This is a genomic window from Bradyrhizobium sp. USDA 372, from assembly GCF_053629095.1.
The window spans coordinates 923,820-950,058 of sequence record NZ_JBRJHR010000001.1 but is presented as its reverse complement, the minus strand read 5'-3'; the positions used below and the strand labels follow the sequence as shown (position 1 = coordinate 950,058).

Genomic DNA, 26,239 nt, shown 5'->3' with positions numbered 1-26,239 from the left:
CCAGATCGGTCCATGGAACTGCGGAAGATCATACGGACGGACATCGCGGCGCTCGGCAATCGCCCATCTGACGCTGGTGGCGCTGATCATCGTGATCAGCGAGGTCCGTCCGTTTCAGAGCCGGCCGCCCGAGACTGTCACGGTCGACATCGTCACGCCGGAGCAGGTGAAGCATGAGGAAGCCAAGGCCGAGGAGAAGAAGGAAGAGGCGAAGCCGCCGGAGTCGCTTCCCGATCTGAAGCTGCCGAAGCCGGACGTCACCGACAAGGCCGAGGCATCGAAGCCCGCGGCCAAGCCGCAGGCGGCAGCACCATCACAGCAGGCCTCGCCCGAGCCGCAGCAGAAGCAGCCGCAACCCTCTCAGGCCGCGAAGCAGCGTGAACCCAACGCGCAGCCGCCACCGCAGACCGCGCCGCAGCCGGCCTATCAGGCCCCGCAGCCGGACGTCACCATCAAGTACGGGGTCATGCTGGGCCTGCCGCCCGAATTGCCGGTCGAGCCGAAAGGCGCCAGGGACGACGGCGGCGATGCCAACGATTCAATCGCTGCAAAGCTTCCGTCCGAGGTCATCGCGGAGCTTCGCCGTCATTTGCGTACCTGCGCCAAGCTGCCGGCCGGGGTCGCACCGACCGACAACGTCCGTGTCAAGCTGCGCACGGTGTTCGCCACCGACGGCACGCTGGCGCGCGAGCCCATCCTGATCGCGGCGCCGCCGTCCGCGAAGGGCGTGGCCATCGTCAAGTCCGCGACGAGCGCGCTGCAGAACTGCCAGCCCTACAAGATGCTGCCGGCCAATTTGTACGAGGAATGGAAGGTGCTGGACCTGCCGTTCAGCCCGCGGGATTTTGGCGGGTAGCGCGTAGTCTCGTAGTTGCCTCCGAGCAATCCGTGTGGCGCTGGGTCCCGGCTCTGCGAAGCAGCGCTTCGCGCTGCATTGCGTCCGGGACAAGAGAGATCAATGCCCGCGCTTCATTCCCTCGTCACCATTCACCACCACCTCCGGTGCCATCGCGGCCCAGGCGCTGGACGCGAACTGCCGTCGCCAGGTCACGACCACCACGGCTGCCGTGGTCACGAACAGCACCCAGGGACTGACGAACCAGCCGAGATAGCCGAGCGCGAAGAAGAAGGCGCGCTGGCCGCGGTTGAAGTGCCGGCCGGCGGATTCGAACAGGCGCGAGGTGCGGATGACGTGGGCTTCGGCCTCAGGCGTGTCGCGCTGCGAGGCCGGCGGCATGCCGCCGAACAGGATCGCGACATAGTTGAACAGGCGATAGGCCCAGGCGAATTTGAAGAAGGCGTAGACGCAGATCAGCACGAGGCCGACGCATTTCAGCTCCCACATCGCCGGCGAGGTGCTGAGGTCCATCGGCAGCTTGCTCAGGATCGTGATGGCGTCGTTGGTGGCGTGCAGCAGCGCCAGCGCGCCGCCGAGCGCGAACAGGCTGGTGGAGGCGAAGAAGGCGGTGCCGTTCTGCAGCGAGGCCATGATCTGCATGTCGACCATCCGCGTGTCGCGGTCGAGCAGCCGGCGCACCCAAACCTCGCGATAGCGGTTCATGCGCGCCGACAGGCTGTTGCGGGCATAGGCCGAGTGCTCCAGCGTCAGGGCATAGGCCAGCCATTCGATGATGAAGAAGCCGACGGCGGTAATGTCGACCCAATGCCTGCTCATGTCCGTCTCCTGGCAAGGATCGCAACGATTGCCACGCATGACGGGACGCAGCAACGATTGATTGGCGGCAGGCGATGGCGTTAAAAGCGGCTGCAACCGCAGGACTAATGAAGGACCAGTGACATGACTGCGCTAAAGCTCGCGATCGGCAACAAGAACTACTCGTCATGGTCGATGCGGCCCTGGCTCGCGCTCCGCGCCAACGACATCCCGTTCGTGGAGACGCTGATCCCGCTCTACACCGACGATCCCGCCGACAAGGAGCAGATCCTGTCCTTCAGCCGCGCCGGCAAGGTGCCGGTGCTGGTCGACGGCGACGTCACGGTGTGGGATTCGCTCGCCATCATCGAATACATCGCCGAGCGTTACCCGGAAAAGAAGCTGTGGCCCGACGATGTCGCGGCGCGCGCGCATGCCCGTTCGGTGTGCGCCGAGATGCATTCCGGATTCGTGCCGCTGCGCAACGAATGCGGCATGAACCTGCATCGGCCGATCGGTCCCGTGGCGCTGTCGGCGGACGCCAAGGCCAACATCGCGCGCATCGAGGAGCTCTGGCGCGAGTGCCGTACCCGCTATGGCGCGAAGGGGCCGTTCCTGTTCGGCCGCTTCGGTGCCGCGGACGCCATGTACGCCCCTGTCGTGCATCGCTTCCGCACCTATGCGATCGAGGTGGCGCCGGACACCAAGGCCTACATGGAGACGATGATGGCGCTGCCGGCGTTCCAGGAATGGACGCGCGACGGGCTGGCCGAAACGCTGGTCATTGCCAAGTTCGAGGACGCCTGACCGGAAGGTCTGACGGCGGCGGCCGGCCGCGTGCCGGCTGGCCGCCTCTCGGGGGTTGCAATGGGCGAGGGCCGTGGGATCGGGGGGCTGCGACACCGCCTGCGACATGCCGGGGGGAATGAGCCGCTCCAGCGGTACCATCGGCCCGCCGGCTGTCTCCTATCATTCTGAAATGACTGCAAAATCCGAGCGCGTGCCATGCCGGCATGGCGCTGGCCAAAACGGCGCGACGCGTGCTATACAGCGGCCCGGGTTTCCGGCCGCCATCGCAGTGGGACACTGGGCGAGGCGGCGCTGTTTGAGTGATGGAGAGGGTGTTGAAGCACAAATTCCCCGTGGGAACGCGCGTCCTGTTCACGGCCAGCAATGTCGCGCGTCCGGCTGCGAGCGGCGCGTATGAGGTTATCCGTCTGCTTCCGACCGACGGCGACGACTGCCAGTACCGGATCAAAAGCTCGACCGAAGCCTTCGAGCGCGTTGCCAAGGAAAGCCAGCTCGCGCTCTCCTGAACGCCGACGCCGTCAGCGCATAGGCGCCTCCCGGGGATTGTATTCTGCCGCCGTCAAAAGGCCCGCTTCGCCTTCACAAGGTGAGCCGGGGGCAGTCGCCGACTCGCGGTGCTCGCTTGACCATCCGCTCTTTGCTCGCGTGAGGGGACGTCGCGCATGAACTGGGCATGGGCCACTTCGCTCGACCAAATCTGGCGTTCGCCGGCCTTCCCGATGTGGATGACGCTGGCGGCTGCCGGATTCTTCGGATTGATCCTCCTGATCACGCTGCTGCGCGCCGACAGATCCGTCGCCAACGGGGCGCTGACCGTCATCACCCTGCTATCCATCGTGATCGCCGGTGCAGCCACGATGCGTCTCTATGGACCGGAGGCGTCGTCCGCTCCGGCCGAGGCGCGCGCACAAGCTGTGGTGACGGCGAGCATGCCTGCGCTGTCCTGTCTCGACGATCTCGCTGGCGATGTCGTCGCCGCCGGCTGCGAGAAGGCGCTGTTCGGCGCGCCTGATGCTGCGGCTGCGGCAGTCTCCTCCACGGCGGCCAGGATCGACCGGCTGACCGCACTCGGCGACGCCGCCACGGCCGAGAAGAGCCTGACACTCGACATGAAGGCGCTGCGCAAGTCGCTCGAGCGCGATCGCTACGGCCTCGTTGCGCATGTGCTGGTGGCACGCGATGGCTGCACGCAGTTCGATTGTGCGGCGTTCCGCTCGCTGACCGACCAGCAGCAGGTCGCCGCCAACATGGACTCCCATCTCTACGACACGCTGGTGGCGCGCTATGCGCCGACCTGGAACGCGCCCGCTGCAGCGCCGGCGATGGCGGCCAACGCCGCGCTCGCCGGACTGCCGCCGTCGGTGCCGACGGGCAAGCCGACCAATGCCGAGTTCCCGAGCGCGTCCTCGACGCCGCCGGTGAGCATCATGAATCCGGAGCCCACGGCGGCGACGCGCCAGGCCGCGCCGGCCGCGAATGCGGCGGCGGCACCGCGTGCGCCGGCCGCAGCCTCCGCACAGGCCGCAGCGCCTGCGGCATCAAGCCCGCCGGCTGCGAAAAAACCGCCGGCCCAAAAGGCTGCACGTGCGCCTGCCACGCCGGTTCCGCTCGCGCCGCCGCCGGCCTCGACGGCTGCTCCCGCACCTGCGGATAACGAGTAGATCGGCATTCCAAATGCGCGGCTGCCCGGCTAATGCTTGGGCATGCCACTCCATCTGATCAAGCTCGCCGTCGGCTGCGACTCCGTCAAGGAATTGAAGGAGTGGGTGGCCGAACGGATGCAGACCGCCAAGAAGAAGGGTCTGCCGCAACATCACATCCACATCACCCGCATGGTCCCCAAGCGCGACGCCGAGATCCTCGCCGGCGGTTCGCTCTACTGGGTGATCAAGGGCGAGATCGCCGCGCGCGAAAAGATCATCGCCATCGAGCCGTTCCGCGACAAGGATGGCATCGGGCGCTGCCGCATCGTGATGCAGCCGAAGGTGATCTCGGTGTCGCCGCGGCCGATGCGCCCGTTCCAGGGCTGGCGTTATCTGACCGATGATTCGGTACCGTCCGATCTCGGCAAGTCCGCGGCCGGCTCGATTGCGGCGATGCCGGAACCGATGCGGCGCGAGCTGCGTGACCTCGGGCTGCTCTAAACCGCGATATTGTCGATCAGCCGGGTGGTGCCGAGCTTGGCCGCGACCAGGATCCGCAACGGGCCGTCCTTGCGCGAGGTAACCTTTGCCAACGTCTCGGCGTGGCGCAGCTCGAAATAGTCGAGCGCAAGGCCGGCCGACTTGATCATCGCGGCGCCGCCCGCCATCGCCGGCGCAATCGCATCGCCGGTTCGGATGCGCCCGGCGCTCTCTTTCATGGCGCGGTAGAGGACGGTGGCGGTCTGGCGCTCCTCGGGCGAGAGGTAGACGTTGCGCGAGGACATCGCGAGTCCGTCGCGCTCGCGCACGGTGCGGGAGCCGATCACCTTGACGCCGAGGTCGAGGTCGCGCGCCATCTGCGTCACCACCCGCAATTGCTGGAAATCCTTTTCGCCGAAGATCGCGACATCCGGCCGGCACTGCGTGAACAGCTTGCCGACGACGGTGGCAACGCCGCCGAAGAAGTGCGGACGGAAGCGGTCCTCGAGGCTGGCGAGCGCCGGCCCCTCCGGCACGATGCGGGTGGCAAAGCCCTCCGGATACATGGCCGCGACGCCGGGATGCCAGACGATATCGACGTCCTCGGCCGCGAGCTTGGCGATGTCGGCCTTCCAGGTGCGCGGATAGGCGCCGAAATCCTCGGTCGGGGCGAACTGGGTCGGGTTGACGAAGATCGACACCACGACGCGGCTGGCGCGCCGCCTGGCGAGGCGAACCAGCGACACATGCCCGTCATGGAGCGCCCCCATGGTCGGGACCAGCGCGATCGTGGCCTTTCGCTTGCGGAGATCGTCGACGGCGCGTCGCAGGGCAGGGACCGTGCGAGCGATCAATGGGCGTGCTGACATCGGGACTCGACGGATTGGAAAGCGGCGCAGGTGCGGGCCTTGCGCCCGGCCAGCTAACCTTAACAAGCGGAGATCGTGGACGCTATGCATCCGGATGCGGCACAGCATCCCGCGCAAGGCCGCGCAAAACGTCGCGACATTGTGGGCTGGATCACAGACGAAAGACGGCGCCGCGATACATCGTGAGAACGGCGCATTGCAATTTGCATTACCTGTCACGCATTTCACTTGACCGCTGACGCGGTCAACTCGAAGATATTCGCCAGGGGCGTTGAGGATCACCATGCTTGTGCAGGCTAGCCAAGGCCAATCCGGCTCGGCGCATGTGGTCGTGCTCGGCAACGAGAAGGGCGGCTCCGGCAAATCGACCACCGCCTTGCACATCGCCGTTGCACTCCTGAAGGCTGGTCAGCGCGTCGCCACCATCGACCTCGACTGCCGCCAGCAGAGCTTCACGCGCTACATCGGCAACCGGTCTGCCTGGGCCCAGCGTACCAAGCTCGACCTCGAGCTTCCGGTGCATCGCTGCATCAAGCTCGGCGAGACCATGCAGATTGCCGAGAATGAGAATTCCGAGTTCCAGCAGTTCATGGAAGCCGTCTCGGCGGTCGAGAGCAGCTTCGACTTCATCGTCATCGATACGCCCGGCACCGACAGCTATCTGATGCGGCTCGCGCATTCGATGGCCGATACCCTGGTCACGCCGATCAACGACAGCTTCCTCGATTTCGACGTGCTCGGCACGGTCGATCCCGCGACTTACGCGGTGACGGGCGAGAGCCACTATGCCGAGATGGTGCGCGATGTCAGGCGCAAGCGACGCCAGCTCGACGGCGCCACCACCGATTGGATCGTCGTGCGCAACCGCCTGTCCATGCTCGGCTCGCGCAACAAGCAACTCGTGGCCGAGGGGCTGAAGGATCTGTCGCTGCGGCTCGGCTTCCGCTACGTCGACGGCTTCGCCGAGCGCGTCGTCTACCGCGAATTCTTCCCGCGCGGGCTGACCGCCCTGGACGAGATCGACGAGGCCACACTCGGCATGCGGCCCAATCTCGGCCATCTCACAGCGCGGGAGGAGGTGACGAGCCTGCTCCGCCAGCTCAAGCTCCCGCTCGACGAGCGCGGCCGCCGCCGCGCCGCCAACCGGGCCGAGTGGTTCAGCCAGGTCGACAAGCCGCTCGAGGTCCACGATATCCTCGGCGCCTGACGTCGCGGTATATCGTTACTCCCGACCGATCCGAGTCTGTCGGCTGGCGCGGGAACCCGGGCGGCGCCGCGCGCGTTTTCACCCTGCATTTACTGCGAAGTCGAACCCGGTCGAGACCGGTTGCGTCAAATAGGGACCTGCACGCTGACGTAGCGGTATGAGAATGGGGTGCTTACGAAACGAGTGCGACGCACAATGAAAGGGCTGCCGGTTCACAACATTTAGCCTTCCTGTCACGCTGCTGTGACATATATTAGGGAATAGGCGACAAGGGGACGAAGAGCCCCGGAAGAACACGATTTTCAACAGGGATTCAGGCCGCTTAGGCCTGAGGCTGAGGACGAAAATGAAGCGTGGAATTGCCGTTCTGGTTTCGGTCAGTGCCCTCTGCGGCATCGCCTATTTCACGGCGAGCAAGTGGGCGATCAAGCACGAGACCATCACATTCTACGACGCCTCTCGCGACAACCGTCCGGTGCCCGTCTCTATCGCGGTGCGGCGCGACAAGGAAATGCAGGCCAATGCCGGCATGATCAAGCTGCCCGTCGCAGTGATCAATCACGGCAATACCGTCAAGAACACCGAGTACGGCTTCCTCGCCAACGCCTTCGCTGCGCGCGGCTACATGGTCGTAAGCCCGCAGCACGATCTGCCGACTGATCCTCCGATGGTCACGAAGCCCGGCGAGCTCTATGTCGGCCGGCTGCCGCAAATTCTGCGGGGCGTCGCCAACATCCATCTCGCCATGCAGGAGATGAAGAAGGTTCAGGCCAACGCCGACTACGACAAGGTGACGATGGTCGGCCATTCCATGGGCGGCGACATCACCATGTACTTCGCCAAGCAATATCCGGACGAGGTCAAGAAGGTCGTCACGCTCGACAATCTGCGCGTGCCCTTCGTCACTGCCGGCAAGTTCAAGATCCTGTCGTTCCGCTCCCAGGATCCGCAGTTCAAGGCCGACGCCGGTGTGATTCCGACCGACGAGGAATGCGAGAAGGCGGGCATTCAGGTCGTGAAGACCGAATTCCAGCACAACGACATGCGCGATACCGGTCCGGATGTGGCGAAAAGCTCGATCCAGAGCATGCTCGACAAGTTCCTGAGCACGACGGACAGCGAGATCGCGCCGGTCGACACGCAATCGGCCCCGCCCAAGATCCTCGAGCCGGGCCCTGTCGCTCTAATGGCACCCGCCAAAAGCTGACTGACAGCAGCTGACCGACAGCAGCTAGGCCACAAGAGCTGACCGAGCTGACGTCACCGCTCGGTTGCACCAATCGTCGTCGAAGCCTCCGCCGGCGCCCGCCCGCGGAGGCTTTGCGCATTGACCGGGCCGCATGTGCTGACCACATTAGCTGCTGACGCAAGGTGTAGCTGCGATGTCGGGCGAACCCATCAAACCGCGCGGCCGCGATGCCGTCTCGGCGCAAGCAGACGGCGCATTGCCGCAAGCGAAAACCTCAACCTCGGAAGACATCGCCGCGTTCGTCGCCAAGGCGCGGGCGCTCTCGCCGCATGCGCCGGGCGCGAGGGGACGGCTGATCTTCGCACTGGATGCGACGATGAGCCGGCAGCCGACCTGGGACATGGCGTGCGCGCTCCAGGCCGACATGTTTCGCGAGACCGCGGCGCTCGGCAGTCTCGACATCCGGCTGGTCTACTATCGCGGCTTCAACGAGTGCCGTGCCACGGGTTGGATTTCCGACAGCGCCAGGCTGGCGACACTGATGGGCAAGATCGATTGCCGCGGCGGCGATACCCAGATCGGCAAGGTGCTGAGCGAGGTCAGGCGCGAGGCAGTCGCATCCGGCGTGCGGGCCGTGGTCTTCGTCGGCGATGCCATGGAGGAAGACATCGACGAGCTCTCCGCCAAGGCCGGCGAGCTCGGCATGCTCAAGGTGCCCGTATTCGTGTTTCAGGAGGGCCATGACGCGGTCGCCGAACAGGCCTTCCGGGAGATCGCGCGCCTGACGGGCGGTGCCTGGTGCCGGTTCGATCCTGGTGCGGCGGCGCAGCTGCGCGAACTGCTGCGGGCAGCTGCGGCCTATGCCGCCGGCGGACGCGAGGCGCTGCTGAAACTGGCTGGAAGCGTGAGCGGCGCGGCGAAGCTGATCAGCCAGATGAAGTAGCGGTCGGGGCGGCGCGGCATGCGGCGGTGGACGCCATGCTTTTTGACAAGAGGACGACTATATTCCGGCCATGACCCTGATCGCCGGCGCTGTCGCCGTTATCACGCTTTACCTGCTGCTCCAGACGTTCCGCTCCGCCAATCCGGCGGTGCTGGCGCGCACAATTAAATTCGGCGGCGGCGTGCTGGCGCTGGCGGTTGCGGCCTTCACCGGCTTGCGGGGCGAGCTGGCGGTTGCGATCCCGCTCGGAATTTTCGGCGCCGGGCTGCTCGGCTGGACGCCATTGGCGAATGCCGGCTTCGGCAATGTCGGCGGGCTGTTCGGCGGCGGTGCGACGCGCCCGTCCGGGCAGGCGTCGCGGGTGCGCTCGCAATTCCTGGACATGCGGCTGGACCACGATTCCGGCCAGCTTTCCGGCCAGATCGTCGCGGGGCCTCACGCCGGGCGCAGTCTCGATGAGTTCGATCTCGCCGGCTTGCTCGCAATAGTCCCGACGTTTGACGCCGAGAGCGTGGCCTTACTTGAAAGCTATCTGGACCGCCGGTTTCCCGCTTGGCGTCAGAACGCGCAGGGCGATGCGGCAGGGCGGCAGCGCCGCACGGCGGCGAGCGGCAAAATGACGGCGGAGGAAGCCTATCAGATCCTTGGCTTGCAGCCGGGAGCGGGGCGCGACGACATCAGCCGGGCCCACAAGTCCCTGATGAAGAAACTCCATCCCGACCAGGGGGGCTCGACGTATCTCGCTGCCCGGGTAAACGAGGCCAAGGATACTCTGCTTCGCACGCATAACGGCTAACTCCGGCACTACGCTACAAACGCCCGTACCGCGTGAGCTCCGTTTGCTCTGTCTGACGTCGCCCGCCCTTGTCGGCGTGGTCGATCCCTTGAGCAAAGTTTTAACCGTAAATCCTTGACGAGAGGTTGTCGTGGAACAGCCTCGTCCTGAACAGCCTCGGCGTTACCGCCTCACCAAAACGAAAATGCCCGCGCAAGGCGCGGGCATTTTTGATTTGGAGCGAAGAAGGAGATCAGTTGCGAACGGTGATGCAGGAGATCTCGGCGCGCTTCAAGGTGCGGCAGACGGCTTCGGCCTGGTCGCGCTCGAGCCCGGCGAAGCGGGCGCGGTAGAGCTTGCGATTGTCCTTGGCGACGACGGGCTCGGTGAACGGGTCAGCCTTGCTGAGCAGGCCGCGGGCTGAGTTGCGGGCCGCGTCGATGCGCTGCTGAGCTTCGTTCTCGCTCTCGAGCGCGCCGACCTGGACGATCCAGCCGCTGTGGGTGACGGCGGGCTTCGTGGTCGCGCTCATCTGCATCGGCTGCGGCGCCGGGTCGGCGGACGCGAGCTTCGGAGCGGCGGGAGCGGGCGCGGCAGCGGTTGCGGCCGGGAGCACGCCGAGGATGCCGTTACCGGTGCCGAAGCCGGCCGGCTGACGCGGCAGTTCGGTGCGGGCCATCTCGGCCTTCGGCGCTTCCGGCTGGCTCACCGCCTCCGGCTTGTTGATGAGATCTGCCCTGGCGACGACGGCGCCGGAGGTTTCCGCGACGTCGGAACGGGGCGGGACGGTGCTGGTGACCGGCGGCGCAACGACCTGAGCCGGAGCCGCGGAGGCGACCTTCACGGCGCCGGCCTTGACCTGAACCGTCTTGACCCGAACCGGCTTCATCGGCTCGGACGAGCCGGGGATGATGGAGAGCGGCTGGCTCGAGATCACGCCATTGGTGAGCGGCGCCGGCTCCACCTTGGACTCCGTCGGCCGAACTTCGGGTTTGGGCTGAGCGGGCGGCATCGCCGCAGTCGCTGCGGCCAGCGTCGACAGGCGCGCGGCGAGGCGCGAGGGGGCAGCTTCGGGAGCAGGGGCCTGGACCTGCGGGGCGGGACGTGCCGGCGTGTCCGAGGCATCGGCGACATCGGTGTTGGCTTCAGCGCCGTTGCGCTCCGTGACTGCGACGACGGTGCGGACGGTCGCGCCCTTTTCGAGGTTCTCCGCGAGCAGGTTGCGCATGATGGCGTCGCGCGAGCCGCCGCTGCGGCCGCCGAGCACCACGCCGATCAGGTGGCGGTTGCCGCGCCGCATCGAGCTGACGAGGTTGAAGCCGGAGGCGCGGGTGTAGCCGGTCTTGATGCCGTCCACGCCCTCGACGCTGCCGAGCAGGTGATTGTGGTTGCGGATCGACTGTCCGCGCCAATTGAACGTCGAGGTCGCGAAATAGCGATAGTAGCGGGGGAAGCGCTCCTGAATGGCGCGACCCAGCGTGGCCTGGTCGCGCGCGGTCGTGACCTGCTCGTCGTTGGGGAGGCCGTTGGCGTTGCGGTAGACCGTCTTGGACATGCCGAGCGAGCGCGCCTTCCGCGTCATCATCTGGGCGAAGTCGTCTTCATCTCCGGCGATCGCTTCCGCGATTACCACGGCTGCGTCGTTGGCAGAGCGGGTGACGAGGCCCTTGATTGCGTCTTCGACGCGAATGGTCTGGCCGGCACGCAGATTAAGCTTGGTCGGATCCTGGTCGGCGGCGTGCTTGGACACCGGCATCTCGGTGTCGAGCTTCATCCTGCCGGATTCGAGACGCTCGAACAGCAGATAGAGCGTCATGATCTTGGTCAGCGACGCCGGATGGCGGATTCCGTCAGGGCTTGTCGCCTGGAGCACCGCGCCGGAATTGCCGTCGACGATGATGGACGCGAATTTCGGGCTGGAGCTCTCGGACACATCGCGCTGCACCCGGTGGTGCGCATAGTGTCGACGATGGCGCCGCGCCTCGGCTGCGTCGGTGGTGAAGATGACTGCGGTGGTGACCGTAAGAAGCCCGAAAACGCCAACCCGCGCCAAGCGCGAGGAAGACAAGTTTTTACGAAGCATGGAACCCCGTCCCCGTTTCTGACTTGATCACCGGCTCGTGAGGCGAAATTGTGCCCAACGGACCCGGGATCATTACCTGCTCAGGCTGTCCCTCCGCTGGTGTTCGCCGCGGGGGACGTTGGACCCGAGCCGCTGTTCTGGCTAAGGTGATGTTCTCAAACGGCTTTTGGCCGCTCGCGGAAGTGAACACGTCCAGGGAATCAAAGTAGGGTGGGCCGGTTTCCAAAAGCTTAAGGAACCCTTGCGGGAAACCCCGGGAATCTCTGCAATTTGCGCCTAGTTTTGTGCGACGCACAAGATTCTTGACTTTTTTGTGCGTTGCACTAATTTTGGGCGGAGTCAGGGAGCCGGGGCTTCCCGACGCGAGCCAGGGAAAAGGATCCGAAATGTTCAAGGTTGAAGACTTCCAGAACTACGGGAAAGAGCAGTTCGAGCAGTGCGTTGCCTCCGCGACCTCGGTGCAGCATGGCATCCAGGCGATCGCCAGCGCCTATGGCGACTACACGAAGAAGTCGTTCGAAGACACCAAGTCCTTCGTCGAGAAGCTTTCCGGCGTGAAGTCGCTGGACAAGGCGATGGAAGCGCAGACCGATTTTGCCCGTTCCGCCTACGAAACCTTCGTTGCGGAATCGCAGAAGATCGCCGGCCTCTACAGCGACCTCGCCAAGCAGGCGTTCAAGCCGGTCGAGACCATGGTGTCGAAGTTCACCCCGACCGCCCAGTAACGTCTCGGGACATCCTGGAATCGAAAAGCCCGGCTGACCAGCCGGGCTTTTTATTGGGAGCGATGGGACCCGTCAGCGTGCGACGCGCAGCTTCGACAGTGACGTGCCGATATCCTTGAACACCGATACGGTCTGGCTTGCCGAGGTGACCAGATAGAACTTGTCGCTGCTGCTGGCGCAATATTGCAGCACGCTCGAGGTCGGATCGCTGCCGGTGTTCACCTGCACCGTGTAGATCGTGATGTTGTTGGGCTGGGCTTTGGCGTTGTCGCAGAGCAGCTTCTGTCGGTTGTCGATCTGCGAAGCACCGCTGTACCAGCGGTTTTGTGTGTTGAGACCGTCGGAGAGCAGGACGATCGCGTCCTTGTAGGTGTAGTTCGTGTCTTTGGCCGGAGCATTCATGGGCTCGCCCGTCGACAGTGTCATCCAGCCCCAGGCAAGGCCGATGCCCTGGTTGGTGTTGCCGGTCGGAACCAGATTGTCGATCAGAGACTTGAGCGCGGTCCAATCGTAGCTGAGCGGCATGACGGGCTGGATGTATGCCGAATTGCTGGAGTTGCAGTAGGAATATTGCTCGGCCGGGAAAAGCGTCGCGGAATTGCTGCTCACCGGAGTCGTGTTCTTGGTATCGTAGTCCTGGTCGCGGTCAGTGATGCAGCCGGTCCACTTGTTGTGGTTCTTCGGCGTCCAGGTCTTGCCGGCACTCACGCAGCTTGACTGTTGTTTGTACGAATTGTCGCTGCAGCTGCCATTCACCGCTTCCCAGTCGCTCCAGTCGATCCAGGACTTGTCATAGTTGCTGCTGCCGACGTTGACGTCCTTGGAAAACGGTACGATCGAGATGTAGACGTCGCCGTTGGTCTTCGCGAGCGCGCTGAGTTGATCGACCAGGTTCTTCGCGGCCGTCTGCATCGCCGGCATCTTGCCGTCGGACGCCATCGATCCCGTGACGTCGAGCACCAAGGCCACGCGCATGCGCGTCAGGCCCCAGGCGCTGGTGGATGAGGTGCCGACGTCGAGCGTCGGGAAGCCGGCGATCTTCATGAAGCTGGTCGTGTAGGTGCCGGTTCCGGTCAGCTGGATCGTCGAGCCGATGCTGGTGCTCGAGTTATAGGTGGCGCCGACGCTAACCGACGGCAGGGTCTTGGTGTCCGTGAACAGGGCGTTGAAATAGGTTTGCGCTTTGGTGGAGATCTGTGACGTCGTGATGGTGCCGGCCGACAGATCCCTGGAAAGCATCAGCGCGGTGGAATCGAGGGCTGACTGCATCGCGGTGCGCGCCTGGGCCGCGCGGCTATAGTCGATCGCCGCGCCGACAAAGCTCAGCACCGGAACGAGCGCAATGGCGAAGATCACGGCGATATTGCCTTGCTCGGCCGCTGCGAAACGGGCGAGTTGTCGACCAAGGCGGCTGACGAGGGGCAGACCAGACATGACGATCCCCGAAATCGGTGTTTTGCCCGATTTCGCGCTACGTCATTGAATGGCAGGTAAATTGGACCGTAGAAAACCGGAGCCTTCTGCCGAAAACCGTCCCGTGCGGGCTAACGGCCGGGTTCCTGGTCAACATGTTCTAAGCGTGCCGGCCGGAAATTTTTGTCAAATCGCTCCGGATTGATTAACCTCATCAGGATCGCCCGGACTGGGAATCGGGACTGCTGCGACCGCATGGGCCGGACCCCCGCGTGCTTGCGGCGGGCCGGGGGCAGGGCCATATTGCTGGCGAGCGATCCGGCCTGAACCGGATTTGTCGGGAGCGGCGATCCAAGGCGGCGCGCCTGCGCCAGGCTCCGAAGGAGGGGTCGCGCAGTGACCGCCATTCGCTTCCGTGGGGAATTTGAACGCCTGTGCCATGCTGCAATTGACTTCCAGCCTTGATCTGTCCGCGCCAGCCGCCGCCGACGCGCCTCGTATGAGCAATGACGACAACCGTCCGGGCACTCCCTCGGGTCCGAGCACGTCGGTCATCACCAAGGTCAAGCCGAAGACCAAGCGGCCGAACCTGTACCGCGTGCTGATCCTGAACGACGACTACACGCCGATGGAGTTCGTCGTTCACGTGCTGGAGAAGTTCTTCAACAAGGACGTCGAAGCCGCAACCAAGATCATGCTGCACGTCCATCATCATGGCATCGGGGAGTGCGGCGTGTTCACCTACGAGATCGCCGAGACCAAGGTGACGCAGGTGATGGATTTCGCCCGCAAGCACCAGCACCCGCTGCAATGCGTGATGGAAAAGAAGTAAGCCCGGCCTGCGGCGCGTTTGAAGGCGGGGCTCCTGCAACCCGCGGTGTGATTGTCGCGTGACGGCTGCGCGCGATGGCGGTCGCAGCTGGCAAAACTACGGAATTCTGCGCTGGCGCCGATCCCGCCCAAATCGGAACGGGTTTTGCATTGAAAATAGCCCAGGTGGCTAGCTGCCGAGTCGCGGAACCGGTCTTTCGCCGCGATCTTGTATAACTATATGTGACAAAGGTTGTTGTTGCCTGACCGGGCGATGGCGATCATGATGGTGGGGGCCATAGAGGACGCGAATGCCGACTTTTTCCCAAAGCCTTGAACAATCCCTGCATCGTGCGCTGGCGATCGCAAACGAGCGTCATCACCAATACGCGACGCTCGAGCATCTCCTGCTCTCCTTGATCGACGACTCCGATGCAGCCGCCGTCATGCGCGCCTGTAGCGTCGATCTCGACAAGCTCCGTACGAGCCTCGTCAACTACCTTGAGACCGAATTCGAAAACCTGGTGACGGATGGCGCCGACGATGCCAAGCCGACCGCCGGTTTCCAGCGCGTGATTCAGCGCGCGGTGATCCACGTCCAGTCGTCCGGTCGCGAAGAGGTGACCGGTGCCAACGTGCTGATCGCGATCTTCGCCGAACGCGAGAGTCATGCCGCCTATTTCCTGCAGGAGCAGGACATGACGCGCTACGACGCGGTCAACTACATCAGCCACGGCATTGCCAAGCGGCCGGGCGTCTCCGAGGCGCGGCCCGTGCGCGGCGTCGACGAGGAGACCGAGACCAAGGGCAACGAGGACGCCAAGAAGAAGGGCGAGGCGCTCGAGACCTATTGCGTCAATCTCAACAAGAAGGCGCGCGACGGCAAGATCGACCCGGTGATCGGACGCAATTCCGAAATCAACCGCGCGATCCAGGTGCTGTGCCGCCGGCAGAAGAACAATCCGCTGTTCGTCGGTGAAGCCGGCGTCGGCAAGACTGCGATCGCAGAAGGCCTCGCCAAGCGCATCGTCGACAGCGAGGTGCCGGAGGTGCTGGCGGCCGCGACCGTGTTCTCGCTGGACATGGGCACGCTGCTGGCCGGCACGCGCTATCGTGGCGACTTCGAGGAGCGCCTGAAGCAGGTGCTCAAGGAGCTCGAGGCGCATCCCAACGCCATCCTGTTCATCGACGAGATCCACACCGTGATCGGCGCGGGCGCGACGTCGGGCGGGGCGATGGATGCCTCGAACCTGCTCAAGCCTGCGCTCGCCTCGGGCACGATCCGCTGCATGGGCTCGACCACCTACAAGGAATACCGCCAGCACTTCGAGAAGGACCGCGCGCTGGTGCGGCGCTTCCAGAAGATCGACATCAACGAGCCGACCGTCGAGGATGCCATCGCGATCCTCAAGGGCCTCAAGCCGTATTTCGAGGACTACCACCGGCTGAAGTACACCAATGAGGCGATCGAGGCTGCGGTGCAGCTCTCCTCGCGCTACATCCACGACCGCAAGCTGCCCGACAAGGCGATCGACGTGATCGACGAGTCCGGCGCGGCGCAGATGCTGGTCGCCGAGAACAAGCGCAAGAAGACCATCGGCATCAAGGAGATCGAGACCACGATCGCCTCGATGGCGCGGATCCCGCCGAAGAGCGTGTCGAAGGACGATGCCGAGGTGCTCAAGCATCTCGAGCAGACCCTGAAGCGCACGGTGTTCGGCCAGGACAAGGCGATTGAATCGCTTGCCGCCTCGATCAAGCTCGCACGTGCGGGCCTGCGCGAGCCGGAGAAGCCGATCGGCTGCTACCTGTTCTCGGGGCCGACCGGCGTCGGCAAGACCGAAGTTGCCAAGCAGCTCGCGGCGTCGCTCGGCGTCGAGCTGTTGCGCTTCGACATGTCCGAATACATGGAGCGGCACACCGTGTCGCGCCTGATCGGCGCGCCTCCCGGCTATGTCGGCTTCGACCAGGGCGGCCTGCTCACCGACGGCGTCGACCAGCATCCGCATTGCGTGGTGCTGCTCGACGAAATCGAGAAGGCGCATCCCGACCTCTACAACGTGCTGCTCCAGATCATGGATCACGGCCGGCTCACCGACCACAACGGCAAGCAGGTCAACTTCCGTAACGTGATCCTGATCATGACCACGAACGCAGGCGCTTCGGATCTCGCCAAGCAGGCGTTCGGCTTCACGCGCTCGAAGCGGGAAGGCGACGATCACGAGGCGATCAACCGCCAGTTCGCGCCGGAATTCCGCAACCGTCTCGATGCCGTCGTCTCGTTCGGCCATCTCAGCGTCGAGGTGATCGGCACCGTGGTCGAGAAGTTCGTGCTTCAGCTCGAGGCGCAGCTCGGCGACCGCGACGTCACCATCGAGCTGTCCGAGCCGGCCAAGGCCTGGCTGGTCCAGCATGGCTACGACGAGCAGATGGGCGCACGTCCCATGGCTCGCGTGATCCAGGAGCACATCAAGAAGCCGCTGGCCGACGAAGTGCTGTTCGGCAAGCTGAAGGGCGGCGGCCACGTTCGCGTCGTGCTCGTCAAGGACGAGACCGACGAGGCCAAGGAGAAGATCGGCTTCGAGTTCGTCGAGGGTCCGGTCACGCCGAAGCAGGAGAAGCTGCCCGGCGCCCGCAAGCGTCCGCCGGGCAAGTCCAAGCCGGGCGGCCCCGGCGGCTCGAAGGGGCCGACCTCGAAGGGCCCGCTGGTCAAGGTCTGATCGGCACTGATGAAATCGAAAAGGCCGGCTGCGAAGCCGGCCTTTTTGTTTGCTTGGCAGCTACCGAATTTTAGGTGCCGGTGTCGGGCGGAGGCGGCGCAGGTGCTCGCGGCTTCCGGGGCGCGGGCGGCCGTGCGCTGCGGGGAGGGGCCGCCGGCTGCATCGTCACGATGACCGGGTTCGGCTTGTGATCGGTCGCGGCTCCGGTCGCTGCGTCGACGCCCATGCCGATGACACCGCCCAGCAGGAGATTGCCGGCGAAACCCGCGGCGCCGCCCGTCTGGACGTCCCGGCTGAGCGGAACGATTTGCGGCTCATAGCCTTCCTTCTGGAAGGTGATCGAGATGTCGGCGTTCCGCTTGACGACCACCGAGCAAGGCGTCGTGCAGGTGGTCGGAACGTCCATTCCGCTGACGACGGCTTCCACGCCTGAAGGTGTTGATGAAATGCTGATATTCTCCGTCGTGCCGCGCGTGACCGACGCGCAGCCGCCCAGCATGACGCTGAGCGCCACAATTCCCAATGAACGCATGAAATGCCCCTTGTCCCACCGCCACTATGCGCAACCGGAGCGGGAGGGCAATAGGCTATTGCGCTGAATAGTTAAGCCACGCAAAGGTTGTGCACGACAATGCGCGAACCCGGGTGCTAATCCCCGCGCAGGCGCTGATCGTCCTGCACGCGGACCTGCTCGGCACCGCGCGCGCCGGCCGGGGAAAGCCGCAGCATGCTCAGCATCGCACCGCAGAGCGCAAAACCGACGCCCGCGAGCAGTGCCAGCCTGGTTCCGTCGAGTGGATAGCGGCCGAGCAACAGCGCCACCAGCGCCGCTCCGGTGGTCTGGCCGAGGAGGCGCGCCGTCCCCAGCATGCCGCTGGCGCCGCCGGCGCGCTCGCGCGGCGCGGCTGCGATCATGGTGCGGTTATTGGGGGTCTGGAACAGACCGAAGCCGGCGCCGGCGAGCGCCATCCGCCAGATCACGTCGAGCGGCGTTGGCGTCGCCGGCAGGAAGGCCAGCGCGGCAAGGCCGCAGGCAAACAGCGTGAGCCCAATACCGCCGAGCAGGCCGGCCGGATAATGCTCGACCAGGCGGCCTGCGAGGGGGGCTGCAAACGCCAGCGCGATCGGCCATGGCGTGATCAACAGGCCCATATGGACGGCCGAATAGCCGAAGCGGCTCTGGAGATAGAAGGGGATCGCGACGAAGGCCAGCATCTGCCCGCAGAACGATGCGATCGAGGTCGCAATCGACAGCGCGAACACGGGGATGCGCAGCAGGTCGATCGGCAAGAGCGGCGAGGTCATGTGAGTCTCGCGATAGATCAGCAGCGCACCGGCAACGATCGCGACGGCGAACTGCACGAGGCAGGTGATCGCGGCCTCGCCATGACCGACACTGTCCACCGCAGCGATGCCGACGCCGAAGGTGATCGCCGACAGACCCGCACTTTGCCAGTCGAACGAGCGGCTCGCGGGCTTGGTGTGCGGCAGGCTGCGCAGGCCCAGCACCAGCGTCACCGCGCCGAGCGGCACGTTGATCGCGAACAGCCAGGGCCAGCTTCCGACCGCGAGGATGCCGGCGGCGAGCGTCGGGCCGATCGCGGCCGAGAAGGCGACGACGAGAGCGTTGAGGCCGATGCCACGGCCGAGCAGGCTGCGCGGATAGGTGAAACGTACCAGCGCCGCGTTGACGCTCATGATGCCGGCCGCGCCAAAGCCCTGGAGGATGCGCGCGATCGTCAGCTGCGGCAGCGTGTGGGCCAGCGCGCAGAAAGCGGAGGCCACCGTGAACAGCGCCAGCCCGACCAGGTAGACGCGGCGATAGCCGACGATCTCGCCGAGCGAAGCCAGCGGCAGCAGCGAGATCGTGATCGCGAGTTGGTAGCCGTTGACGATCCAGATCGAGAAGGCCGGGCTCGCATCGAGGTCGGCTGCGATCGTCGGCAGCGCCACATTGGCGATGGCGCTGTCGACCACCGCCATGACGATGCCGAGCGCAATGGTCAGCACCGCCTGGTTGCGTTGCGGCTGCGGCAGGCCGTCGGCATGCTCGATGGTGACTGTCGACATCGTGAGCGGCGTATCGTTGGCGAATCGGACTCGGCCACGGGCCGAGTATTGCGCCAACAGGGCAGGGCCGCGATAGTTCCGGAACCGCACTGTCAGCGCGCCGTCGCCTTACCAAGCGTGCTTGATGCGGCTGTCCTACACCGCCGGCGGATTGCGGTCGCTGAAGGTCACGCGCTGGTGCCAATAGGGGTAGGGCAGCGTCACCGTGCTCGCGGCGTCGAGCTTTGCGACCTGGTCCTTGGTCAAGGACCAGCCGACCGCGCCGAGATTCTCGCGCAGCTGGGTCTCGTTGCGTGCACCGATGATCAGCGTCGAGACCGTCGGACGCTGCAGCAGCCAGTTCAGCGCGATCTGCGAGACGCTCTTGCCGGTCTCCTTCGCGATCTCGTCGATCGCATCGACGACGCGGTAGACATGCTCGTCCGACACGGGCGGTCCGAACTCGGCCGTCTTGGGCAGGCGGCTGACTTCCGGTTTCGGCTGACCGCGGCGGATCTTTCCGGTGAGGCGCCCCCATCCGAGTGGCGACCAGACCACGGCGCCCAGCCCCTGGTCGAGGCCGAGCGGCATCAACTCCCATTCATAGTCGCGCCCGATCAGTGAATAGTAGGTCTGGTTGGCGACGTAACGCGGAAAGCCGTGTGTGTCGGCGACGCCGAGCGACCTCATCAGGTGCCAACCAGAGAAATTCGAGACGCCGACATAGCGGATCTTGCCCGCGCGAACGAGCACGTCGAGAGTCGATAGCACCTCTTCGGGCGGAGTGAAGGCGTCGAAGCCGTGGAGCTGGAACAGGTCGATATAATCGGTGCCGAGCCGACTCAGCGAACCGTCGATCGCCGCAAGCAGATTCTGGCGCGATGAGCCGATGTCGTTCGGGTCGTCGCCGAAGCGGAACGTCGCCTTGGTCGAGATCAGGACCTTGTCGCGGCGCCCCTTGATGGCTTGCCCGAGCACCCGCTCGGATTCGCCGAGCGAATAGACATTCGCGGTATCGAACATCGACACGCCGGCCTCGAGGCAGATGTCCAGAAGACGCCGCGCTTCAGTCGCATCCGTCGTGCCCCACGCCGCAAGGCGGCCGACGCCGCCGAACGTGCCCGTTCCCAGGCTTAAAGCAGGCACCATCAGGCCGGACCGGCCCAAGCGTCGGTATTCCATCGATCTGCTCCTCGGCTGGCCGCTCGTTGATCGGTGCGGCCTTGGTGCCGAGTTTAGCGCAAGCGGGTGCCTTGTCCTATCACGCGCTCACATGGCGGCTCTGCTTGGGTAGTCCGCATTTTGCTAGGCCACGCTCGTGGTCTGCAAGTTTGCAGCCGAGATCTTCGCGCGCAGCCAAGCCTCGAACGCGCTGACATGGCTACGTCCTTTCGCCTCAGCCGAGCGCACCAGATAGTAGGAGACCGTCTCCACCTCGAATTCGGGTTGGCGGAACGGTACGACGAGCGTGCCCTTGTCCAGCTCCTCGGCGGCGAGGATTTCGCTCTCCAGCACGACGCCAAGACCCTCGACGGCTGCATCGATCGCCATGGTGGAGCGGTCGAACCACAATTCGTGACGCGCCTTGATGCTCGCGCCTGTGACCTTGCGCAGATAATCGGTCCAGGTCAGCGCGTTCGAGGAATGGATCAGCGTGGCGCGGGCGAGATCGCCGGGCTCGCGCAGGTCGAGCTGCTCGATCAGCCGCGGGCTGCAGAGTGGGCGCAGGCGCTCGGCGAGGAGCGGCTCAATCTGCCTGTCGTTCACGACCGGTGGGCGCCCATAGGCGATCGCGAGGTCGAAGCGGATGGTTTCGAGATCGCGCAGATCGGCGATGGTCGACAGCCTGATCCCGATCTCCGGATGCTGGCCGATGAAATTGCCGATCCGCGGTTGTAGCCATTTGGCGGCAAAGCTTGGTCCGCTGGCGATGAACAAATGATCGCGCTGCGATTGCGGCGCCACCAGCCGCGTCGCACCCATGATCGTGCCGAACGCGCGCTCGATCTCGCCGGCATAGAGGCGGCCGGCATTGGTGAGCACAGCACGGCCGGCGTGCCGCGAGAACACGCGCACGCCGAGAAAATCCTCGAGGTTCTGGATGTGATGGCTGATCGCAGAAGGCGTGACCCCGAGCTCCTCGGCAGCGCGGCTGAAGCTGCCGTGGCGGGAAGCGGCTTCGAACGCCGACAGCGCCTTCAGCGGCGGCATGCGCGGCCGCCCCGTTGAGCTTGCTTCATCGGCTGCTGAGTTTTTTGAACTGGCGCCCATCATGTCTGCCCGGTTACGAATTTCTCCGTTGCACTGGCAAGTTTCGTACCGCGAACGCCCAGACGCAACAGCTTCGTGCCCACAACCTGACCCGAGACCGGTGAGCGGACTCCGCATCGCCGCGCCATGCCCGCGCGCGGCAGATGCCGCTTGCTTAAGGAGACGCCATGACTTCAGCGCTGAAACAAGCCGCCGACGAATTTCTGGTGCGGTACGGCGGAGACGTGTTCCCGAACCTTTTCACGACCGCGAAGGGGACAATCGTCACCGACAGCGACGGGCGCGACTATCTCGATTTCACCTCGGGGCAGATGTGCGCGACGATCGGCCACAACCACCCTGCCATTGTCGCGGCGGTGGAGCGGGCCGGGAAGAAGGCGTTCCATCTCTTCAGCGGGATGATCCCCGAAGTCGTGGCCGAGCTCGCCCAGGTGCTGGCGACGGATTGGCTGCCCGGCGACCTCAAGCGCTCGATCTTCATCAACACCGGCTCGGAGGCGACCGAAGTCGCGCTCCGGATGGCCAAGATGTACACCGGCGGCTACGAGGTGCTTGTCCTCGGCGGCTCTTGGCACGGTATCACCGGCGGCGCCGCCTCGGTCTCGATGGCGAGCGACCGCAAAGGCTATGGCGTGCCGCCGCCCGGGGTGTTCGTCATCCCCGAGCCGAATGCCTATCGTCCCTACATCGACAAGGGGAGTGAGGAAGCATCCGCACTCGCCAATCTCGAGCTGGCGCTGAAAATGTTCGACATGCAGTCGAGCGGGCGGGGCGCGGCGATCATCGCCGAGCCCGTGATCAGCGCTGGCGGCGTGCTGGTGCCGCCGAAGGCCTTCATGGAGGCGCTGCGCAAGGCCGCCGACCAGCGCGGTATGCTGCTGATCTTCGACGAGGCCCAGACGGCGTTCGGGCGCGTCGGCAAGAAGACGGGATCGGAATATTTCGGCGTCGTCCCCGACATCATGACCATGTCGAAGACGCTCGGTGGGGGCCTTCCGCTCGCGGCGGTCTCGACCACCGAAGCGATCGAGAGCAAGCTGCACGAGGATCACTTCACCTATTACACCAGCCACGTCTCCGATCCGCTGCTGGCCGAGGTCGGGCTCTCGGTGCTGCGTGTGATCGCGGAGGAGAAGCTGGTCGAGCGTGCCAATGTCATGGGCGCCTATCTGCGCCGCCGCTTCGAGGGTCTTCAGCAGAAATACGAGCAGATCGGCGACATCAGGGGCATGGGGCTTCTGCTCGGCGTCGAGCTGGTCACCGACCGCAACAGTCGGCGCGCGGCCCACCAGCTCGGCGGCCTGACGACCAAGAAGTGCTTTGAACATGGGCTGAGCATGAACATCCGCCGTCGCCCCGAGCGCGGATCGGTGTGGCGCATCGCGCCGCCGCTCACCGTGTCGACCGAGGAGATCGACCGCGCCGTCGAGATCCTGGACCGCTCCTTGAGGGAGAGCCTCGACGAATTGTCGCGAAATCCCGCCGCTTGATCGACAGTCCGGAGGCCGACATGATCCGCAGACACGCGCTGACGCTTGCCATTGCCGCACTTTCGCTTGCGCTGTTGGACGTTCCAACAGCGCAAGCGGCCAGCCCGACCCTCGACAAGATCAGAGAGGTCGGCAAGATCACCCTCGGCTATCGGGAGGCTTCGATCCCGTTCGCCTATCTTGGATCGGGTCAGAAGCCGACCGGACTTTCGCTCGATCTCTGCTCCGCGGTGGCCGACAAGATCAGGATCGTGCTGCGCCGGCCGGAGCTGGGGATCGACTACGTCCCGGTGAATGCGTCCAATCGCATTCCGCTGCTCCAGAACGGCACCATCGACGTCGAGTGCGGCAGCACGACCAACACCGCGGAACGTCAGAAGCAGGTTTCGTTCTCCGTCGCGACCTATGTGGCGTCGCCGCGCTGGCTCGTGGCCGTCGCCTCGGGGGTGACGGAGCCGAAGGGGCTCGATGGGCGGACGGTCGTCATCACACAGGGCTCGCTGAATTTTGCGGTCGCAAAGCAGGTCCTCGACGAGCAGAAGCTGAACGTGACGATCGTCCAGGCCAAGGACCATGCCGAGTCGTTGCTGATGCTGGGAACGGGCCGCGCCGCCGCCTGGTTCGAGGACGACATTCTGATCGCCGGGCTCGTCGCGAACGCGACCGATCCGACGGCCTTCCGGATGCTGGGCGTGACCTATGCGCCGTCCTATTACGGATTGATGACCCGTCGGGAAGATCCTGAGTTCAAGGCCCTGGTCGACACCGTGATCAAGGAGAACATGGCCTCCGGCGCGTTCGACAAGCTCTATGCCAAATGGTTCGAGGCGCCGATCCCGCCGAAGGGACAGAACCTCCGGCTTCCGATGAGTGCGGCGATGAAGGCCCGTGTCGCCTCTCCGAGCGATGCACTCGCGCCGTAGGGGCGTCAATGCCGCAACTGGCTGTGCCGGAAGTCGCGGGGCGACGCGCCAAAATGCTCGCGGAAGACGCGGCCGAAATGCGAGAGGTCGTTGAAGCCCCAGGCGAAGGCGATCTCGCTGATGTGGCGATGGGCGAGCAGTGGCGAGGCGAGATCCCGCCGACATCGGGCGAGGCGCTCGGCGAGGACATGGCGCTGGAAGGAGGTGTCCTCGTCCGCGAGAAGATCGTTGACATAGCGCGGCGAGATGCCGAGCGCGGCCGCGGTTTCAGCGAGCGAGAGATCGGGATCGGCGAGGTGCGCGCGGATATGCGCCTTCAATCGGTAGAGCAGGGCCGAGCGGTGGGTCGAGGACGGCAGCGATGACTTGCCGAGCCGCTCGCTCAAAGCCATCGCAAGCAGGTCAACTGCCTGCTCCGACAGCGCTGTGGCGGTGTCCGGAGCCAAACCATCTGCATTCTGGCAGAGCCGGACAATGAAATCATAGGCGAGACGTTCGAGCGGTGCGTCAGTGCCAAATGACATCGCGGTCAACGTCTCGGTGCCGCCGAGCCGCCGCTGCAGCATCTCGCGCGGTACCTTGAAAATGGTCTGCGTGAAACTGTCGTTGAACTTCAGCTCGTACGGGCGCGTGGTGTCGTAGAGCGCAAACTCGCCGGGATGGATCACGGTCTCGCGGCCGTCCTGCACGACGCCACCGTTGCCGCTATTTCCGAGGGCTACGAGAACGAAATCCTGGTGTGAACGCGCGATGCGCGACGGCGTGCGGAATACGTGCTGGCGGTCCGAGCAGACTTCGGAGCAGACGGCTTTGCCGAGCGAAGCCTGGGTGACCGATCCGCGAAAGGCGCTGCCGAGGTCCGACTTGCAGTCGAGCCCGACGAAGACGTCGCAGACGATGTCCTGCCAGAGAGCGAGCCGCCGATAGCCGGGACTGCCGTCCGTCGTGAACTGGATGGGCATCTGAACAGCCTCCCTTTCACATCCTGCAAAATCGCCCTGGGGAGCCAGTCTGACCGGAGGCAAATCCCGTACCGGTCGGTAGCGTCCAGTCGAGTTTTTGTTCCGCCGCGGTCGAGCGGCCGGCTGCCCGGCTTGGCCAAATAGACTGCATCGGACGTGGCTTGGGATCAACCGGCAATGGAGGCAGGAATGGGCATCGAGCATCCGAAATACAAGGTTGCGGTCGTTCAGGCGGCGCCGGCCTGGCTCGACCTCGACGCCTCGATCGACAAGTCGATCGCGCTGATCGGGGAGGCCGCGGAAAAGGGCGCCAAGCTGATCGCCTTTCCGGAAGCTTTCATCCCCGGTTACCCCTGGCATATCTGGCTGGACTCCCCTGCCTGGGCGATCGGGCGGGGCTTCGTGCAGCGCTATTTCGACAATTCGCTATCCTATGACAGCCCGCAGGCCGAGCGCCTGCGCGAGGCCGTGCGCAAGGCAAAGCTCACCGCCGTGGTCGGCCTGTCCGAGCGCGACGGCGGCAGCCTTTACCTCGCGCAATGGTTGATTGGCCCCGATGGCGAGACCATCGCAAAGCGCCGCAAGCTGCGGCCGACCCATGCCGAGCGCACGGTCTATGGCGAGGGCGACGGCAGCGATCTCGCCGTTCATGCGCGGCTCGACATCGGCCGGCTCGGCGCGCTGTGCTGCTGGGAGCATCTTCAGCCGCTGTCGAAATACGCGATGTACGCCCAGAACGAGCAGGTCCATGTCGCGGCCTGGCCGAGCTTCTCGCTCTACGATCCCTTCGCGCCGGCGCTTGGCGCCGAGGTCAACAACGCGGCGTCGCGCGTCTATGCCGTGGAAGGCTCCTGCTTCGTGCTCGCGCCTTGCGCCATCGTTTCGCAAGCCATGATCGATGAGCTCTGCGACCGGCCCGACAAGAATGCGCTGCTACATGTGGGCGGCGGGTTTGCCGCGATCTACGGCCCCGACGGCAGCCAGATCGGGGAGAAGCTGGCGCCCGATCAGGAGGGCCTGCTGATCGCAGAGATCGATCTCGGCGCCATTGGCGTTGCCAAGAATGCCGCCGATCCCGCCGGACATTATTCGCGGCCTGACGTCACACGGCTGCTGCTCAACAAGAAGCGGTACCAGCGGGTCGAGCAGTTCGCGCTGCCGGTCGATGCTGTCGAGCCCATGGACATTGCGGCGGCGGCCAGCTGATCGCTACGAGGGGAGGG

23 protein-coding genes and 1 pseudogene are annotated in these 26,239 nt (G+C 64.9%); 15 read left to right on the top strand and 9 right to left on the bottom strand.

Annotation, left to right across the window (positions count from 1 at the left end):
- Nucleotides 1-12 precede the first annotated feature (12 nt).
- Nucleotides 13-856: pseudogene (locus tag AB7M16_RS04575) on the top strand (hypothetical protein).
- 99 nt (nt 857-955) lie between these two features.
- Here the strand turns inward: AB7M16_RS04575 and AB7M16_RS04570 are convergent.
- Nucleotides 956-1,675: a DUF599 domain-containing protein gene (locus AB7M16_RS04570; RefSeq protein ID WP_172783337.1), complete on the bottom strand. Its 720-nt coding sequence runs from the start codon at nt 1,673-1,675 to the stop codon at nt 956-958.
- Between the two features lie 123 nt (nt 1,676-1,798).
- Between AB7M16_RS04570 and AB7M16_RS04565 the strand changes: the two genes are divergently transcribed.
- The 4 genes from AB7M16_RS04565 to AB7M16_RS04550 all read left to right on the top strand — a co-directional run bounded on the left by AB7M16_RS04565 (nt 1,799) and on the right by AB7M16_RS04550 (nt 4,608).
- Nucleotides 1,799-2,461 (top strand): glutathione S-transferase family protein, encoded by a 663-nt coding sequence (locus AB7M16_RS04565; RefSeq protein ID WP_212255046.1) that lies wholly within the window; start codon nt 1,799-1,801, stop codon nt 2,459-2,461.
- Between the two features lie 305 nt (nt 2,462-2,766).
- Nucleotides 2,767-2,970, top strand: a complete 204-nt coding sequence (locus tag AB7M16_RS04560; protein WP_152033469.1) for a hypothetical protein — start codon at nt 2,767-2,769, stop codon at nt 2,968-2,970.
- Nucleotides 2,971-3,126: 156 nt separating this feature from the next.
- Nucleotides 3,127-4,125, top strand: coding sequence for a hypothetical protein (locus tag AB7M16_RS04555; protein ID WP_453943249.1), 999 nt, complete (start codon nt 3,127-3,129; stop codon nt 4,123-4,125).
- Nucleotides 4,126-4,167: 42 nt separating this feature from the next.
- Nucleotides 4,168-4,608 carry a DUF1489 family protein gene (locus AB7M16_RS04550; protein WP_439403278.1) on the top strand — a complete coding sequence of 147 codons (441 nt, stop codon included), beginning with the start codon at nt 4,168-4,170 and terminating at the stop codon, nt 4,606-4,608.
- Here AB7M16_RS04550 and panC read toward each other — a convergent pair.
- Nucleotides 4,605-5,456 (bottom strand): pantoate--beta-alanine ligase, encoded by an 852-nt coding sequence (gene panC, locus AB7M16_RS04545; protein WP_453943248.1) that lies wholly within the window; start codon nt 5,454-5,456, stop codon nt 4,605-4,607. The two genes, AB7M16_RS04550 and panC, sit on opposite strands and share 4 nt — an antisense overlap.
- Nucleotides 5,457-5,739: 283 nt before the next feature.
- Here panC and AB7M16_RS04540 point away from each other — a divergent pair, with 283 nt between their 5' ends.
- The 4 genes from AB7M16_RS04540 to AB7M16_RS04525 all read left to right on the top strand — a co-directional run bounded on the left by AB7M16_RS04540 (nt 5,740) and on the right by AB7M16_RS04525 (nt 9,591).
- Entirely contained in the window at nt 5,740-6,663 is a 924-nt protein-coding gene (locus AB7M16_RS04540; RefSeq protein WP_172783342.1) for a division plane positioning ATPase MipZ, read from the top strand.
- A 346-nt stretch (nt 6,664-7,009) separates the two neighbouring features.
- A complete protein-coding gene (locus AB7M16_RS04535) occupies nt 7,010-7,870 on the top strand; it encodes an alpha/beta fold hydrolase (RefSeq protein WP_172783343.1) in 861 nt (286 codons plus the stop codon).
- A gap of 175 nt (nt 7,871-8,045) precedes the next feature.
- Nucleotides 8,046-8,795 carry a VWA domain-containing protein gene (locus tag AB7M16_RS04530; RefSeq protein WP_453943247.1) on the top strand — a complete coding sequence of 250 codons (750 nt, stop codon included), beginning with the start codon at nt 8,046-8,048 and terminating at the stop codon, nt 8,793-8,795.
- A 70-nt stretch (nt 8,796-8,865) separates the two neighbouring features.
- Nucleotides 8,866-9,591 (top strand): DnaJ domain-containing protein, encoded by a 726-nt coding sequence (locus AB7M16_RS04525; protein ID WP_172783345.1) that lies wholly within the window; start codon nt 8,866-8,868, stop codon nt 9,589-9,591.
- Nucleotides 9,592-9,823: 232 nt separating this feature from the next.
- On the opposite strand, the gene AB7M16_RS04520 is transcribed toward AB7M16_RS04525, so the two are convergent.
- A complete protein-coding gene (locus AB7M16_RS04520) occupies nt 9,824-11,653 on the bottom strand; it encodes a serine hydrolase (RefSeq protein WP_172783346.1) in 1,830 nt (609 codons plus the stop codon).
- A gap of 386 nt (nt 11,654-12,039) precedes the next feature.
- Between AB7M16_RS04520 and AB7M16_RS04515 the strand changes: the two genes are divergently transcribed.
- On the top strand, nt 12,040-12,378 hold the full coding sequence (locus tag AB7M16_RS04515; RefSeq protein WP_172783347.1) for a phasin family protein: 339 nt from the start codon (nt 12,040-12,042) through the stop codon (nt 12,376-12,378).
- 72 nt (nt 12,379-12,450) lie between these two features.
- Here AB7M16_RS04515 and AB7M16_RS04510 read toward each other — a convergent pair whose 3' ends face one another.
- Entirely contained in the window at nt 12,451-13,812 is a 1,362-nt protein-coding gene (locus AB7M16_RS04510; RefSeq protein ID WP_453943246.1) for a pilus assembly protein TadG-related protein, read from the bottom strand.
- A 478-nt stretch (nt 13,813-14,290) separates the two neighbouring features.
- Here AB7M16_RS04510 and clpS point away from each other — a divergent pair, with 478 nt between their 5' ends.
- Nucleotides 14,291-14,623 carry an ATP-dependent Clp protease adapter ClpS gene (clpS, locus tag AB7M16_RS04505; protein WP_172783349.1) on the top strand — a complete coding sequence of 111 codons (333 nt, stop codon included), beginning with the start codon at nt 14,291-14,293 and terminating at the stop codon, nt 14,621-14,623.
- Between the two features lie 289 nt (nt 14,624-14,912).
- Entirely contained in the window at nt 14,913-17,321 is a 2,409-nt protein-coding gene (gene clpA / locus AB7M16_RS04500) for an ATP-dependent Clp protease ATP-binding subunit ClpA (protein ID WP_453943245.1), read from the top strand.
- Nucleotides 17,322-17,391: 70 nt separating this feature from the next.
- On the opposite strand, the gene AB7M16_RS04495 is transcribed toward clpA, so the two are convergent.
- The 4 genes from AB7M16_RS04495 to AB7M16_RS04480 form a co-directional block, all read right to left on the bottom strand.
- The gene (locus AB7M16_RS04495; protein ID WP_025036797.1) at nt 17,392-17,853 is read right to left on the bottom strand and encodes a PEGA domain-containing protein; all 462 of its coding nucleotides are present in this window, start codon (nt 17,851-17,853) and stop codon (nt 17,392-17,394) included.
- 116 nt (nt 17,854-17,969) lie between these two features.
- Nucleotides 17,970-19,391, bottom strand: a complete 1,422-nt coding sequence (locus AB7M16_RS04490) for an MFS transporter (RefSeq protein WP_212255055.1) — start codon at nt 19,389-19,391, stop codon at nt 17,970-17,972.
- 135 nt (nt 19,392-19,526) lie between these two features.
- A complete protein-coding gene (locus AB7M16_RS04485) occupies nt 19,527-20,552 on the bottom strand; it encodes an aldo/keto reductase (protein WP_453943244.1) in 1,026 nt (341 codons plus the stop codon).
- A 123-nt stretch (nt 20,553-20,675) separates the two neighbouring features.
- Nucleotides 20,676-21,581 (bottom strand): LysR substrate-binding domain-containing protein, encoded by a 906-nt coding sequence (locus AB7M16_RS04480; RefSeq protein ID WP_172783354.1) that lies wholly within the window; start codon nt 21,579-21,581, stop codon nt 20,676-20,678.
- Nucleotides 21,582-21,808: 227 nt separating this feature from the next.
- Between AB7M16_RS04480 and AB7M16_RS04475 the strand changes: the two genes are divergently transcribed.
- A complete protein-coding gene (locus tag AB7M16_RS04475; RefSeq protein WP_453943243.1) occupies nt 21,809-23,131 on the top strand; it encodes an aspartate aminotransferase family protein in 1,323 nt (440 codons plus the stop codon).
- A 20-nt stretch (nt 23,132-23,151) separates the two neighbouring features.
- The gene (locus tag AB7M16_RS04470) at nt 23,152-24,054 is read left to right on the top strand and encodes an amino acid ABC transporter substrate-binding protein (protein WP_453943242.1); all 903 of its coding nucleotides are present in this window, start codon (nt 23,152-23,154) and stop codon (nt 24,052-24,054) included.
- A gap of 5 nt (nt 24,055-24,059) precedes the next feature.
- Here the strand turns inward: AB7M16_RS04470 and AB7M16_RS04465 are convergent, their stop codons facing one another.
- Nucleotides 24,060-25,016: an AraC-like ligand-binding domain-containing protein gene (locus AB7M16_RS04465; RefSeq protein ID WP_453943241.1), complete on the bottom strand. Its 957-nt coding sequence runs from the start codon at nt 25,014-25,016 to the stop codon at nt 24,060-24,062.
- Nucleotides 25,017-25,205: 189 nt separating this feature from the next.
- Here AB7M16_RS04465 and AB7M16_RS04460 point away from each other — a divergent pair, with 189 nt between their 5' ends.
- The gene (locus tag AB7M16_RS04460; RefSeq protein ID WP_453943240.1) at nt 25,206-26,222 is read left to right on the top strand and encodes a carbon-nitrogen hydrolase family protein; all 1,017 of its coding nucleotides are present in this window, start codon (nt 25,206-25,208) and stop codon (nt 26,220-26,222) included.
- Nucleotides 26,223-26,239 lie beyond the last annotated feature (17 nt).